This is a genomic window from Chitinophaga pinensis DSM 2588, from assembly GCF_000024005.1.
In the GTDB taxonomy this organism is placed as follows: Bacteria; Bacteroidota; Bacteroidia; order Chitinophagales; family Chitinophagaceae; genus Chitinophaga; species Chitinophaga pinensis.
The window spans coordinates 4,685,860-4,698,121 of sequence record NC_013132.1; the positions used below are offsets into that span (position 1 = coordinate 4,685,860).

The following is a 12,262-nucleotide window of genomic DNA, read 5'->3' on the forward strand; positions in this document are numbered from 1 at the left end:
TGATTATTTAATGTTAAGAGCATCGTAGATAAAGACCTGTGCGGAGGTAACCACCTGGTCGCCTTCTTCCAGACCGGAAATGAATGCACGATCTTCAATTCTACGCAACAGGCTGATTTGCTTTATCTCCAGCTTGTTTGTTTTCCTTACTACTACATACTGTTTGCTGTTGTCCATCACGATGGCCTTTGCAGGAATGCTGAGCACAGCGCCGGTAGGTTTGGCGCTTACTTTAACAGTCGCAAACATCTCCGGTTTCAGTTCGCCGTTCGCATTCGGCATACTGATACGTACCTGCATGGTACGATTGGCCGGGTCCAGTACGTTGTATACTTTATCTATTTTACCCAGGTATTCTTTCTCCGGATTTGCCAGCGTTTTTACTCTCACTTCATCGCCTAAACGGATATTAGCAATATCAGACTCATATACATTTGCAATGATCCATACGGTAGACAGATCTGCAACAGTGAAGAGACTGTTGCTGTTATCCTGACGTACTTCAGAGTTGCCGGTGATGTTTTTCTCGATCACATAACCGCTGATCGGTGCTTTCAGCGTATAAGCCGCGCTGTTGCCACCGCTGATGCTGGCTACCTGATGGGCCCTGTTCAGTTCTGACTGTGCTTTTTTGTATTCTATCTGTGCAGAGAGATAATCCTGTTGTGTAGCGAGGTTTCCTTCAAAGAGGGACTTTTGTGTTTCGACGTTCTTTTTCGCCATCTCCAGACTGGATTCTGCGATCGATACATCGTTGGTGATACCGGCTACTTCTGCACTCTGTAATACGGCCAGTACCTGACCCTGTTTTACATAGTCGCCCAGTTCTACCTGTACACTTTTTATTTTACCACTGACGAGTGCAAACACTTTTGACTGTTTGCTTTCATCCGGTTGGATTTTACCGTTCAGTTTAATAGACTCTGAAGGTTCTTCCATTTTTGCCGCGGCTGTTTCCACGTTTTTAATCAGACTATCAGATACGGCCGGTTCGTCTTTTTTGCTCTCTGTGTGATGAGCGCCGCAGGCAGACAGCATACCTGCAAAGGCGAGTGGCAGAAGATATATTGCGAAAGATTTCATGACTGGTTTCAATTATTATTTGTTATTGAACAAGGTTTTGCCCACTGCGAAGTTGAGCGTTTCTATTGCCTGCATCCGGGCATTCTGCAGCTGGTTGAGCTGGAGCATATTTTCCTTATAGGAATCGTAAAAGTCAGTCAGTTCAAGCAGACTGATATTCTTTTTTAGGAAATTATCTGTGATGGCCTGCAGTAATTGCTCAAACTGACCACGGAATTCCGGATCGACTGTTTCCAGCATTTTATCTGTATTGATGGCTTTCGCATATGCCGTCTGCACTTCATTTTCTACAGCCTGTGTCTGTTGTTGTACCAGTAGTTTGGTCTGGTCCATGCTGTATCTGGCAGCCTTGATATTGACCTGGTTACGGTTGAAGAAAGGAAGGTCGATACCGACATTCAGGAAGGTTGCATTGTCCACGAAGCTACCGCGTTTATCAAAGTTGGCGCCCAGTGTGAGATCGGGTACTGCCATGGCTTTTTGCAGGTTATAGTTCTGCTGGTTATAACGAAGGTTGTTCTGTGCGAGTTGCAGGTCCTGCCTGTTGGCATAAGCGCTATCTACAAGGCTCTGCAGGCTGGTCTGCCTGATCTCCGGAATACCTGTTATGGCATCTTCCGGCATATCTAATACAAACCATGCGTGGTTGTTTTGCAGCAGCAGTTGTATTTCCGATTGCAGGTCATTGAGCTGGTTCTGCATACTGGTACGGTCGGCCCGCAGACTGTATAATAAAGAGCGTAGTCTTACGGCGTCTTTCAGCGTCACGAGTCCTTTCTGTTGCAGGTCTTTATAAGTAGCGTCCATTTTTGCCAGGGAAGAGATCTGTTCTTCATAGGCTTTCATGGAGTTTTGCAGATAGTAGGCCTGGTAGAAATTACTGCGGAGCGTGAAACGCAGGGTGCGCAGCAGATCGAAAAAGGCGTTTTCCGCCATGCTGGCGTCGGTACGTGCCAGCTGCACCTGTTTATTTCTTTTACCGGCGAGCGATATCAGCTGCTGGATGCCCACTTCGTACTGGCCGTACTGGTTACTGACATCGAAGAATTTCTTTCTATCCGGATTGTAAAGGTTACCGCTGAGGGTAAGATTAGGATTGTTATAAAGTTTCGCCTGGATAATTTCCGCCTGTGCGATGGATACATTGTATTTCTCCGCCAGCAGTTGCAGGTTCTTTTCAAGAAACTGTTTTTCTGCGTCCTGGAGGGTAATGTGCAGGGTATCCTGGGCCTGTACTGACGATTTTATGGTCAATAACAGGACACAGCAGAGAAGTATCCGGCAGAACATGGCTATGCGCGCGTCCTTACTAGACATTTGATTCGTTTAAATAATATTTTACAAAAGAGGGTACGTGAAAAGATCAACAATACAGGCACAAAAAAGGTTCTGTCAGTCAACCGGTTACAGTTGTCTAACGTGCTCGCATAATGAGAGATCTGTAGAATGGTATGTAGATCAGGCCTCGGGAGGCGGAGTGAGGATATCGTAGGCGATAGAGCTGACCTTCTGCACTTCTGACGGGGGGTAAGCGACTGCAAGATCTGCCGTGGTAGGCTCATCTCTTGTCAAAACTATTTCCTGGATATTGGAGACGTAACAGGTTACGCCGGAACTGCCGGTGAAATAGTGTGCAAGGTCATCATCTTCGTCTTGTGTGGTAATTTCTGTATTTCCGAGGATGATCTGGTCGATCAGTCCGAGGAAGGTGTTAATATCATTGATCTGACGGCCGCAGGCATCATATACGTCTTTTTCGTCCGTTACCGGAACGAACATCGTCGTGTTGACGTGAATGAAGAGTAATATGTATGCAAAAAACCTTGTCATAGTATTAACAATACAAATATAGATTGGCCTATGTATAATAGTTATTGTCTTAAGGAACTTTAAGCCCATTTTAATGGGATTTTAACGCTTCAGAAGGCTATACAATATAAGTGTCAGGGATGCATCTGATATGCGCCGGGTGGGCTTTTAGAAGGTTTTTGTATTAAGTTTTCGTCCGATGAGAGAGGTTTGTGGAGATTCGCTTGGTGTTCCGTATTACAAGGTCATTATGCCCTTATTACGCCGTTAGCGCTTCGTTCATGAACGGACTACTAACGGCGTAGTAAAGGGATTAAGACGGTTTAATCGAAGAGATGATGCCTGAATGTAAGTCTGCTAAGGATTTTGGAAGGCCATTTTCAGAAAAGATCGTTTTAGGTATGGCAAACTGATCAAAGGAATTAGGAATTAGGAATTAGGAATTAGGAATTAGGAATTAGGAATTAGGAATTAGGAATTAGGAACACAAGGCAAACAAGTAAAATTGCATCATTAGCCAATAGATAAATATGCGGCCTCTAAATAGTGACCGTCTCAATTCCTAATTCCTAATTCGTAATTCCTAATTCTACTCGCTCCAGGTGATCATCAGTTTATTGATCTTTTCGAATTCGATCAGAAAACCGTCATGACCATAGGTAGAGTCTATTTCGTGATAGGTGGCTTGTGGGATGTGTTGTGAGAGGAATAGCTGTTCTTCCGGCGGACATAATATATCGCTGGTGATACCGATGATGAGGGCAGGCTGGGAGATAAGCGTCAGCGCACCGGCAAGGTCGGTATTGCGGCCACGGGAAATATTGTGGCTGTCCATCGCTTTACTGAGCAGCCAGTAGGACTGTGCATTAAAACGCTTTACCAGTTTATCGCCCTGGTATTCGATATAGGAAGAAGCCCGGAAATGGTCGGTTTTTTCATTGTCAGGATCGGTCTGTGCCCTTACAAAGGTCTGGTAGTTACGGTAGGTCAGCATACCGATGGCGCGGGCCGCTTTAAGCCCCTGTGCCCCAGCGGCATAGGAATCATCCTGCCAGGTCTGGTCCGCCTGTATGGCGAGACGTTGTGCGGTATGGATGGCGATGCTCCAGGCGCTTTCCGAAGCGCCGGTGCAAAGCAGACAGAGACGTTGGATAACGGTGGGCTCCAGTAAAGCCCATTCCAGGGTCTGATACCCCCCCATAGAGCCACCTACGAGCAGTCTTATCTGCCGGATACCCAGGTGCTCACGCAGTTTGATGTGCGCACCGACCATATCCCGGATAGTGATCTGGGGGAAGGAGTGGAAGTAAGGCTGGCTGCTGACAGGGTTATTGGACAGCGGTCCGGAAGTGCCATAACAGGAGCCAAGAATATTGGCGCACACGATAAAATCGCGCTCCGGATCAATGGCATGCCCTTCTGCAATCAGGCCCTTCCACCAGTCCATCACGTCAGAGTTGGCTGTCAGGGCGTGACAGATCCAAACTACGTTATCTCCCGTACTGTTGAGGGTACCATAAGTATGATAAGCAATGTGGAGCTCCGGCAATACTGCACCGGATTCCAAGGTAAACGCCTGGTTGCTATAGAAGTTCTTTGCTGTCAATGCCCCTGAAAAATTTGGGGGCAAAGCTAAGTTAAAAAATGCTTAATGCATAATGACTTTGGTACAAAGGGGCATTTGGGATTTGCCTGCTTACTAGTTATCTTTGGAGATATAATTCAGATACAATGAAGATATCACTCAAGAGATTAGATGATGCGTTCAATATGGAAGCGGTTGATGAAGGCGGACACATAGTGCAGATGGATTCTTCCGTGGAAAATGGAGGCAAAAATAATGGCGTAAGACCTATGCAGATGCTCCTGATGGGCCTCGGAGGTTGTTCCGCTATTGACGTTGCCATGATCCTGAAGAAGCAACGCCAGGAACTTACTGATTTCCGTATCGAGATTGACGGGGAAAGAGAAAAAGGCAAAGAGCCTTCTATCTGGGAAAAGGTGCACATAATATTTCATCTCAGCGGAGACATCGATCCTGATAAAGCTGCCCGCGCAGTGGAACTGTCCATGACGAAATACTGTTCTGTAGCGGAAACCCTGCGCAGGGCAGGTGGAGACCTCACCTGGGAAACAAGGGTGAACGGTTAATTTATTTACATACCATTATATTCAGTATATACCGATGGAGAAAGACCAATACCGGCCGGAGACCAATGCAGTAAGGATCCAGACAGAAAAGACGTGGCAGATGGAACACTCCACGCCTTTGTTCCTTACTTCCAGCTTTACTTATGACAGCGCGGAAGAGATGCGTGCTACCTTCGCAGATGAAACGGATAATAATATCTATACCCGTTTCAGCAATCCGAACGTAGATGAATTCGTACAGAAAGTATGCGCCCTGGAAGGTGCAGAAGCCGGATTCGCTACTGCCTCTGGTATGAGTGCGGTATTTGCCAGCTTTATGGCCCTGATGAACGCCGGCGATCACCTGGTGTCAGCCAGTTCTATTTTTGGTTCCACACATACCATTATCACGAAGTTTCTCCCTAAATGGGGTATCGAACATAGCTATTTTGATATCAACAAACCGGAGACCGTTGAAGCGCTGATCAAGCCGAATACAAAGATGATCTTCGTGGAAACGCCTTCTAACCCGGGGCTGGAAATCGTTGACCTGAGTGTGCTGGCAGCTATTGCCAACAAGCACAACGTCATCCTGAACGTGGACAACTGTTTCGCAACACCGGTACTGCAACGTCCTATTGAAACGGGCGCCCATATCGTGACCCACTCCGCTACCAAATGGATGGACGGACAGGGCCGCGTACTGGGAGGCGTTGTGGTAGGTCGTAAAGACCTTATCAAAGAAGTACATACCTTCTGCCGCAGCACCGGACCAGCCATGTCGCCGTTCAACGCATGGGTACTCAGCAAAAGCCTGGAAACCCTGCACATCCGTATGGCGCGTCATTCTGAAAGCGCACTGATACTGGCTAAAGCATTGGAAAACAATCCGCATATCAGCTGGGTGAAATACCCGATGCTGGAAAGTCATCCACAGCACGCGATCGCTAAAAAACAAATGAGCGCAGGTGGCGGTATCGTATGTTTCGAACTGAAAGGCGGTCTGCAAAGCGGTACCCGTTTCCTCGATGCATTGAAGATGCTGACGCTGACCGCCAATCTGGGCGACAGCAGAAGTATTGCTTCCCATCCGGCCAGCACGACACATGCGAAACTGACCGATGCGGAGCGTGCACAGGTGGGTATTACACCGGGTATGATCCGTATTTCTGTCGGACTGGAAAACGCACAGGACATCCTGGAGGATATCCTGCAGGCACTTGAACAAAGTAAATAGTTATAGCCACCGGGGGCCCTGAACAGGCTTCCGGTTTTTTCAGATAATATACCGCTCACCGTTAGCCCCCGTTCTGTTCCTTGAATAGCGCCATATGCAGGCCAGTAAAGGTAATCGCCCCCGGATCCCATTTACTTTATTACGGAAATATTGCGTAGATATACGGAGGTCACTTTGTCGCATATTTCGTATCTTACACATATGAAATCCGTTCCTCGTTTTATATTGATTATTGCGCTCAGTTACCTGGGTGGTTACTTTTTCACCTGGTGGACAGTAGCTGTAGCTGCATTTCTTGTTGCGGTACTGATCCCTTTGCCGCCATTAAGATCATTCCTGAACGGATTTATCGCCGTCTTCCTTTTATGGCTGGCGCTGGCGTTTTTTAAAGATATCCAGAATGACCATATCCTCGCCAACCGGATGAGTGAACTGATCGTAAAGGCCAGAAACCCTATACTGATAGGTGTGATCAGTGCGTTTATCGGCGGACTTACCGCTGGTTTCGGCGGACTGACGGGCAGTTATCTGCGCTACAAAAAGAAACCTGCGCCTATTGTCTCATAGCCGCCGGGGTGCCTGTTAAATTTCACATAAAAGCACCGCAACATACCCGCATCTTACCCTTAAACGTTATATTTATTTGATAGGACCTGCTTTGCGGATAGTAGGAAATATCATAATTGTCAATTATGCCCAAATTTTTACTAAGCCTTATTCTGCTGACCAGCTTTTATTATACCCAGGCGGGTATGATAAGGGGCAAGGTAACAAATGACAAGAATGAAACCTTGCCATTTGCATCTGTATTTATAAAAGGTACTACCAACGGTACGACTACCAATGCGGCTGGTCAGTATCACCTGGATGTGCCGGCTGGTAATTATATACTGGTGTGTCAGTATATGGGGTATAAAAAAGGAGAGCAACAAATAACAGTCACCGACGCGGAGCAGACACTGAATTTTACCCTGTCGCCATTGAGTTTGCAGATCAAAGAGGTAATTGTAAAATCAGGTGGAGAAGATCCTGCTTACGCTATTATCCGCCAGGCAATCAAAAAACGTGGCTACTACCTGGACCAGGTAAAGGAATATACCTGTAACGACTATATTAAAGGCGTCTTCAAAATGAGAGATATGCCCGGCAGCTTCTTTGGCAAGAAGATAGGGGCGGAGGACGTGGAAGACATGGGCCTGGACTCTACCAGGAAAGGGGTACTGTTCCTTTCAGAATCTGTTACCAAGGTGGCGGTAAAAAGACCGGACGACGTTAAAGTGGAAGTTTTATCGGCCCGTCAGAGTGGTGGTGGATTTGGATTCAGCTTTCCCGCCTTCATTGATTTTTATGAAAACAATGTAACGGCAATGGTATCGCAATTCAGTAAAAGAGGGTATATCTCGCCGATCTCTGAAAACGCATTATTGTATTATAAATACAGACTGGAAGGTGTATTCCAGGATGACGGGAAGACTGTTAACAAGATTAAAGTCATTCCCCGACGAAAATACGAGCCCCTGTTTTCAGGTTACATCTTTATCACGGATAATGACTGGCGCATACATAGTGTAGACCTGATGGTGACACAGGAATACCAGCTGGAAATCATGGATACCCTGCACATCACACAGATCCATGTACCCGTGAATAATGAAGTATGGCGTACCAAAGACCAGGTCATCAATCTGACCATCAAACAGTTTGGTTTTAATGTGGCAGGTAGTTTTGTGAACGTCTACTCCAATTACAACCTGCAGCCGAATTTTACGAAAAAATACTTCGATCGTACCATCATGCGCTATGATACGGCCTTCGATAGCAAACAACTGGCTTATTGGGATAGTATTCGTCCGGTGCCCCTGGAACCTGAAGAAGTGACAGATTTCCGCAAAAAAGACAGTACGGCACGTGCCAGGAGAGACAGCAGCCGGTCACAATGGCGACTGGATACCCTGAAGGCACACCAACCCCCCATTAAAGTGTCACAGCTCCTGTACAGTATGGGCGGTGCGGAACATAAATTTTACTTCCGCCGGGATACGGGGATCTACTCTCATGACTTCAGTATGAAGTCTTTATTGACGCAGGTGGAGTATAATACTGTGGAGGGAATCTCCCTGAATGTGGAACCGGAACTGGATCTGGACTTGCCGCGTAACCAGCAGCTCCGTATTATTCCCCGGATCAGGTATGGATTCAGCAATACCCATCTGAATGCTTACACGTTCGTGTCATGGCGAAAGGAAGCAAAACTGGGTGGCCGTTTTGGCTACAATACGTGGACGGTAGGGGGAGGTAAACAGGTGTCCCAGTTTAACAGGGATAATCCGGTGTCACCGATCGCTAATATCTTCTATACCTTATTATTTAAGGACAACTATATGAAGCTGTATGAGAACTGGTTTGGTGAATTGCGGTTCCGGAGAAGATTCCAGAGCAGTGCCACCATCTCGGCCGGTATCTCTTATGAGGACAGGATCCCGGTGCAGAATACGACGGACTATAGTTTCAGGAAAGACACCGGTAAACACTTCCTGCCCAATCATCCTTATGAACTGGCAGGGATCCCTTTTGAGAGGAATCAGGCGCTGGTATTGAACCTGGCATTTTCCTTCCAGCCGGGACAACGTTTTATAGAGTTGCCGGACAGGAAAGTGGCCATCGGTTCGAAATACCCCATCTTTAGGGTAGCCTATAGTAAAGGTATTCCGGACATTGCGGGCAGTGATGCAAATTTTGACAAATGGAATTTTGAGATCCGGGATAATATCAACCTCCGCCTTTTCGGGGAATTTCAGTATCGTTTTGGGGCGGGCGGATTCCTCAATAGTAAAAGTGTAGACATTCCTGACTTCCAGCATTTTAATGGAAATCAGATGTTTTATAATATCAAATATCTAAATAGTTTCCAGCTGGCGCCTTATTACCGTTACAGTAATACGGCTTCGCTTTTTGGTACTGCGAATGTGGAACATCATTTCAACGGCCTGCTGACGAACAAGATTCCGCTGTTTAACCGCCTGAAATGGAACCTGGTAGCAGGATCTAATGCGTTCTATATCAACCGCGATAATAATTATGTGGAAGTTTTTGCCGGACTGGAAAATATTCTGAAGGTGCTGCGCGTTGATGTGATAGCCGGCTACCAGAGTAAGGATGATACCAGAATAGGTGTAAGAGTCGGCTTCGGGGGACTATTCGGAAGTTTTGTAAGACCACAACAGGATGAAACCGTGCAATAAAAAAGGGAAAGCCCTTTTATTGACTTTCCCTGCTTGCCTTAAACTCTTTGTTTTCTTGCCTTGTAGCTTTCTTTGGGATCACGATCGTAGAAGTAAGCCAGAAGACGGTATATCCATAAACCGACTATCAGGTAAAAAATGTAGAGAAAAACTGTACTCATAATTAACATTTTTGGGTTAAACTCGAATTTGCTTGTCCGATACCTTAATTTCAAAAAGGATGCCAAGTCTTAGAGTTTATTTATATACGATAATAATCAAATAGTTACAAAGGTTAGGATATGTTAAACCTACCTGAACAATTTCACTATGCGATCTGTTATTATAGTGAGTAAACACATTTTGAGCCAGTTTACCAGTATATCGTCTAACACTTTCATGTGAATCTTTAACGAAACTATCCCCTTATGAAGAGAATTGCGCTAATCGCTTTCATATTAGGAATTTTAATGGCCACAGTGGCGTATGTAGCGGAATTGAACGAGTGGACGGCTTCTCCTGAATTTATGACCATTGGTTTTGCCGGTTATGTACTGATTATCAGTGCAGCGGCTTATTACATGACGGCTATCCTGTACGACTGGTCCAGGGAGACGGAGGTATGGCAGGGCTGAGTCAGCTATCAGACTGACGGCAGTCATTTATTCATAGTGCAAGTTTTGCTATCTTTGCGGGGCTGAACCGGAAAAAATCAAACAGACTTTCAGACATATTATTGGAAGTGAGCGTCTGAAGATCAATACCGGTGAGGCAAAAAATGAAATTTTGCTCACAAGGCAAGTGTTCTTAAAATTTCTCAACGACAAAAATGGCATTACACAACAGAGTTTCTGCGGCTGAACTGAAGGTTCGGCTGGCGGCTGAAACATTTCGCCGCACTACTATCTCCTTTTATCAGTACGCAAAGATCGAAGATCCCACCGCCTTCCGTAATGAATTGTACGAACGTCTTTTTACTTTAGGCGTATTCGGTCGTATCTACGTCGCCCATGAGGGTATCAATGCACAGATCAGCGTTCCCGAATACAATGTTGACGCTTTCAGAGATGTGCTTTATTCTTATTCTTTCCTGAATGGTATCCGCCTGAACATCGCTGTTGATGATGACGGGAAGTCTTTCTGGGTACTCAAAATTAAGGTGCGTGAAAAGATCGTAGCCGATGGTATTGAGGATCCGACTTTCGATATCACGAACAGGGGTAAATACCTGGACGCTAAAGGCTTTAACGAGCTGACGGAGGATCCTGATACCATTGTGGTGGATATGCGTAATCACTACGAATATGAAGTAGGGCATTTTCAGAATGCGATAGAAGTACCTTCTGATACTTTCCGTGAGCAGCTGCCGATGGCTGTTGACATGCTGAAAGACCAGAAAGACAAGAATATCGTGATGTACTGTACAGGTGGTATCCGCTGTGAGAAGGCGTCTGCCTATATGCTGCATAACGGTTTCAAGAATGTGTTTCACCTGGAAGGAGGTATTATTGAATATACCAATAAGGCCAAAGAACAGGGATTACCGCTGAAGTTCAAAGGAAAGAACTTCGTGTTTGACGATCGCCTGGGAGAACGTATAACCGATGAAGTGATCAGTAAGTGTCACCAGTGTGGTAAACCTTCAGATACGCATACCAACTGTGCAAATGATGCCTGTCACCTGTTATTTATACAATGTGAGGAATGTGCAGCGGCTTATGAAGGTACCTGTAGCACTGATTGTAAGAGTGTGCTGCATATGCCGGAAGAGGAGCGCGATGAACTGAGGAGAGGAGTTGACAAGGGACAGATGATCTTCAACAAATCGAAACAACGCCTGCGTCCAAGACTGGAACGCGAAAACGATTGATGCAACATTAGTGAGCGTCTATAAAAATGGAGGCGGCCCAGGAAATCCCGGGCCGCCTCTTTCTATTTAATATAAATCAAACGCCTTAAAAAAAAACCGCCCCGCGTTGTATCTTCTGCGGCGGGGCGGAGTAATTGAGCATGTAGAACAGTCTTATCTAACAAATGTAAACACCTGTAGAGTCCTGTTTGCATGTCCATTCTATCAACCTATATGCGAACTAAAACCTTGATGATCAACTTTAATTATCGCTTAGTGCGTCGAAAATCTGCCGTTGATGGGCGGATATCACGTTTTCACCAGCTTCCAGGCCACGGAGTATATATATAATATCTCCTGCTGTCGTATACGTTTCCACCTCTCTGACCTGGATATTGTATTTGTCTTTGAAAACCAGTACAAAATTCTTACTGTGGTCGGCAATGACTGCTGTCTCGGGAATGGCAATCATATCATCTCCTTCATCACAATGCACGATCACAGCTGCTTTCATATCCGGTTTGAGTATGGCTTCCGGATCGTTCAGTACAATGTTCAGGCGTCCGGCAGCCGCATCTTTCGGGAGATATACAGTTTCCACTTTTCCATAGAAGACTTTCTCTGGCAGGTTTTCGGAGATGATCTCTGCTTCATAACCTTCTTTCACATTTCTCAGATCTGCCTGGGCCACATCTATCAGTACATCCGTTTTCCGCATATTGCTATTGTTCAGTACGACTTTGCCCGGTAACTGTAATTCCTTTTCGACAGGTTTAAGACTGGCGGTATCAATTCTGATTGTTTTGAGCATGGTATCGCTCAATACAAACGTCTTGTTGGTCACTCCTTCTTCCAGCTCGGGATGCTTACAGGCTGACAGGCTAATACCTGCAGCGAATAAGATGACGAGTAGCGTGTTGCGTTTCATGACGT

General features: G+C 45.8%; 11 protein-coding genes. 6 read left to right on the top strand and 5 right to left on the bottom strand.

Annotated features, from left to right (window positions below):
- Positions 1–3 precede the first annotated feature (3 nt).
- From CPIN_RS18490 to metX, 4 genes are all read right to left on the bottom strand, one after another.
- Positions 4–1,083, bottom strand: coding sequence for an efflux RND transporter periplasmic adaptor subunit (locus tag CPIN_RS18490; RefSeq protein ID WP_012791362.1), 1,080 nt, complete (start codon positions 1,081–1,083; stop codon positions 4–6).
- Positions 1,084–1,098: 15 nt separating this feature from the next.
- Positions 1,099–2,400, bottom strand: coding sequence for a TolC family protein (locus tag CPIN_RS18495; protein WP_012791363.1), 1,302 nt, complete (start codon positions 2,398–2,400; stop codon positions 1,099–1,101).
- Positions 2,401–2,541: 141 nt separating this feature from the next.
- Positions 2,542–2,913, bottom strand: a complete 372-nt coding sequence (locus tag CPIN_RS18500; RefSeq protein WP_148230592.1) for a hypothetical protein — start codon at positions 2,911–2,913, stop codon at positions 2,542–2,544.
- Between the two features lie 568 nt (positions 2,914–3,481).
- Positions 3,482–4,498 carry a homoserine O-acetyltransferase MetX gene (gene metX, locus CPIN_RS18505; protein ID WP_044219117.1) on the bottom strand — a complete coding sequence of 339 codons (1,017 nt, stop codon included), beginning with the start codon at positions 4,496–4,498 and terminating at the stop codon, positions 3,482–3,484.
- Between the two features lie 125 nt (positions 4,499–4,623).
- Between metX and CPIN_RS18510 the strand changes: the two genes are divergently transcribed.
- The 6 genes from CPIN_RS18510 (at position 4,624) to trhO (ending at position 11,350) form a co-directional block, all read left to right on the top strand.
- Entirely contained in the window at positions 4,624–5,043 is a 420-nt protein-coding gene (locus CPIN_RS18510; RefSeq protein WP_012791366.1) for an OsmC family protein, read from the top strand.
- A 34-nt stretch (positions 5,044–5,077) separates the two neighbouring features.
- Positions 5,078–6,259: a trans-sulfuration enzyme family protein gene (locus tag CPIN_RS18515; protein ID WP_012791367.1), complete on the top strand. Its 1,182-nt coding sequence runs from the start codon at positions 5,078–5,080 to the stop codon at positions 6,257–6,259.
- Between the two features lie 201 nt (positions 6,260–6,460).
- Positions 6,461–6,826: a hypothetical protein gene (locus CPIN_RS18520; protein ID WP_012791368.1), complete on the top strand. Its 366-nt coding sequence runs from the start codon at positions 6,461–6,463 to the stop codon at positions 6,824–6,826.
- Between the two features lie 125 nt (positions 6,827–6,951).
- A complete protein-coding gene (locus CPIN_RS18525) occupies positions 6,952–9,501 on the top strand; it encodes a DUF5686 family protein (protein ID WP_012791369.1) in 2,550 nt (849 codons plus the stop codon).
- Positions 9,502–9,908: 407 nt separating this feature from the next.
- Complete coding sequence (locus tag CPIN_RS38660; protein WP_012791370.1) at positions 9,909–10,115, top strand: hypothetical protein; 207 nt, start codon at positions 9,909–9,911, stop codon at positions 10,113–10,115.
- Positions 10,116–10,309: 194 nt separating this feature from the next.
- On the top strand, positions 10,310–11,350 hold the full coding sequence (trhO, locus tag CPIN_RS18530; RefSeq protein WP_012791371.1) for an oxygen-dependent tRNA uridine(34) hydroxylase TrhO: 1,041 nt from the start codon (positions 10,310–10,312) through the stop codon (positions 11,348–11,350).
- 241 nt (positions 11,351–11,591) lie between these two features.
- On the opposite strand, the gene CPIN_RS18535 is transcribed toward trhO, so the two are convergent.
- On the bottom strand, positions 11,592–12,257 hold the full coding sequence (locus CPIN_RS18535; protein WP_012791372.1) for an efflux RND transporter periplasmic adaptor subunit: 666 nt from the start codon (positions 12,255–12,257) through the stop codon (positions 11,592–11,594).
- Positions 12,258–12,262 lie beyond the last annotated feature (5 nt).

What these genes read in the sequence shown, in the direction of transcription:
- CPIN_RS18490 (WP_012791362.1), bottom strand. Translation starts at nt 1,083, where the DNA reads ATGAAATCTTTCGCAATATATCTTCTGCCACTCGCCTTTGCAGGTATG.
- CPIN_RS18495 (WP_012791363.1), bottom strand. Translation starts at nt 2,400, where the DNA reads ATGTCTAGTAAGGACGCGCGCATAGCCATGTTCTGCCGGATACTTCTC.
- CPIN_RS18500 (WP_148230592.1), bottom strand. Translation starts at nt 2,913, where the DNA reads ATGACAAGGTTTTTTGCATACATATTACTCTTCATTCACGTCAACACG.
- CPIN_RS18510 (WP_012791366.1), top strand. Translation starts at nt 4,624, where the DNA reads ATGAAGATATCACTCAAGAGATTAGATGATGCGTTCAATATGGAAGCG.
- CPIN_RS18515 (WP_012791367.1), top strand. Translation starts at nt 5,078, where the DNA reads ATGGAGAAAGACCAATACCGGCCGGAGACCAATGCAGTAAGGATCCAG.
- CPIN_RS18520 (WP_012791368.1), top strand. Translation starts at nt 6,461, where the DNA reads ATGAAATCCGTTCCTCGTTTTATATTGATTATTGCGCTCAGTTACCTG.
- CPIN_RS18525 (WP_012791369.1), top strand. Translation starts at nt 6,952, where the DNA reads ATGCCCAAATTTTTACTAAGCCTTATTCTGCTGACCAGCTTTTATTAT.
- CPIN_RS38660 (WP_012791370.1), top strand. Translation starts at nt 9,909, where the DNA reads ATGAAGAGAATTGCGCTAATCGCTTTCATATTAGGAATTTTAATGGCC.
- trhO (WP_012791371.1), top strand. Translation starts at nt 10,310, where the DNA reads ATGGCATTACACAACAGAGTTTCTGCGGCTGAACTGAAGGTTCGGCTG.
- CPIN_RS18535 (WP_012791372.1), bottom strand. Translation starts at nt 12,257, where the DNA reads ATGAAACGCAACACGCTACTCGTCATCTTATTCGCTGCAGGTATTAGC.